Source organism: Gordonibacter pamelaeae 7-10-1-b, assembly GCF_000210055.1.
In the GTDB taxonomy this organism is placed as follows: Bacteria; Actinomycetota; Coriobacteriia; order Coriobacteriales; family Eggerthellaceae; genus Gordonibacter; species Gordonibacter pamelaeae.
Genome location: NC_021021.1, coordinates 259,772 through 261,685, shown reverse-complemented (window position 1 = coordinate 261,685; position 1,914 = coordinate 259,772). Strand labels below are relative to the sequence as shown.

Genomic DNA, 1,914 nt, shown 5'->3' with positions numbered 1-1,914 from the left:
GCATCGTGCGGCGTGCAGTCGTGCGGAGGTGCGTTCGCACCCGCGGCCCGGCCGATGCGTCCGCATCGGACTGCGCGACCTGCTCGGCTGCCCTGACTGCGCGTTTGCTGCGTGTTGTCCCATCCATCCGGCGCCCAGCCAGCGCGCATCGGCCGCGGGTTGGTCCCGTTTGGCGCCCGGTTCGCGCACCCATCCTCGCTCGAGCGCATGCGCGCGCTCCGCAGAGCCGGCTCCGCTGTTAAACCACCATTGACATATACCCGTGCCTCTCGCCGATCGTCCACCTGTTGACGCAGCTCATGAATGGGTGGGCCTCCAGGTGGGTCAGCTGCCGCGTGCAGACGTAGCGCCCGTTCGCCTCGTGGCCGTACAGGAGCTCCCTGCGGTCCCTCGCGCTGGAGCGGAACTGCTCGCGCCAGCAGAACCAGTCGAGGTAGCGCTGGAGCCTGCGGTTGGAGACGCCGTTGAACCGGCCGACGAAGGACTTGAGCCTCGAGTGCAGGGAGTTGACCATCTCGAGCTCCCTGCTCCCCCGCACCTCGTGCGGCCTGCCCCCGAGCGCCCAGTCGTTGTAAGCCCTCCACCCGTCGGTCGCGACCCCGCACGAGGCGGGCAGGCGCGCGCCGAGCACTACCATCGCGCTCGCGGAGTCCTCGGCCCCGTCGACGACCTCGCAGAAGCAGTCGCCCAGCTCGCTCACCCCGCACAGCACGCACGTCCCCTTGTCGGCCTCGTGCCCGGTGCGGTGGGGCTCCCGCCCCAGCTCGAACCATCCGCTGCGCGAGTGGTCGCCCGGCAGGGAGTCGTGCAGGTAGGTGCCGTCGACCTCGAAGGACTCCCCCCGCAGGGGCAGCAGCCTGCGCCCCATGACCTCGCAGACGCGCATCCTCATGAACCAGGCGGTGTAGAGCGAGGTGCCGACCCTCCTCGCGGTCTCGCGCAGGGGGAGGGCGTCGGCCATGCACGCCGCGAACTCCATCCACGCCGGGGCGGGCAGCTTGGAGCGGCCCAGCAGGGAGAAGGTTCTCGCCCCGAAGGTGCGCCCGCACCCCCGGCACAGCCAGCGCTGGCCGGAGGAGTCGCGGCCCTTCCGCACGAAGGCCGGGCAGCCGCACTTGGGGCACCGGTCGGGCTCGCCGCAAGCGGAGGCTGCGAGGTCCTCCGCGATGGCCCTTCTCAGCACCTCGGCCAGCTCGCGCTTATCGGCGAGCGACATCGTCGCGACTTGGTCCATGATCCCCATGGCGGGTCCTTTCCCTCGTGCTTTTTCGACGATCGCATCGTAGGGCAGAGGACCCGCTTCGCCTATCCCGGGATAGGGACTATGTCAATGTTGGTTTAACAGCGGACGCGGACTCTTCGCGCACGGGTGCGGGCCGGGTTTGATCGAGCGGCGTGGCCGAGCCTGTCGGCGGCGGACCGGAAGGGCTGTGCCGATCCGCCGCCGACTTCGGCGTCAGGCCATGGCCGGCGCCCGGCCTGCCTCCTGCTGCTCCACGAGGGGCTTGAGGTAGCCGTAGCCCTCGGCGTCCATGCGCTCGAGCGGCACGAAGCGCAGGGCGGCGCCGTTGATGCAGTAGCGCAGCCCGCCCGCCTCGGCAGGGCCGTCGGTGAACACGTGGCCCAGGTGCGCGTCGCCCGCGCGGCTGCGCACCTCGGTGCGCAGGGTGCCGAAGCTGCGGTCCAGGTGCTCCGTGACCACGTCCTTCGAGAGGGGACGCGAGAACGCGGGCCATCCGCAGCCGGAGTCGAACTTGTCCGCGCTGGCGAACAAGGGCTCGCCGCTGGTCACGTCCACGTAGATGCCGGGCTCGAACGCGTGGTCGTAGGGATGCGCGAACGGGCGCTCCGTGGCGTTCTCGCGCACGACGCGGTACTGCTCGGGCGAGAGCGCGCGGCGCAGCTCGTCGTCGG

Annotated in this window: 2 protein-coding genes; both read right to left on the bottom strand. The window is 70.8% G+C overall.

Translation table 11 applies throughout. The features are described from left to right. Positions 1–238 precede the first annotated feature (238 nt). Positions 239–1,243, bottom strand: coding sequence for an IS1595 family transposase (locus GPA_RS01145; RefSeq protein ID WP_015538708.1), 1,005 nt, complete (start codon positions 1,241–1,243; stop codon positions 239–241). A gap of 213 nt (positions 1,244–1,456) precedes the next feature. Next, the coding region (msrB, locus tag GPA_RS17155) for a peptide-methionine (R)-S-oxide reductase MsrB (RefSeq protein ID WP_041238729.1) at positions 1,457–1,914 on the bottom strand (458 nt) is incomplete at its 5' end.

Excerpts from the sequence above, each read along its gene's own strand:
- GPA_RS01145 (WP_015538708.1), bottom strand. The coding sequence starts at position 1,243 with ATGGGGATCATGGACCAAGTCGCGACGATGTCGCTCGCCGATAAGCGC.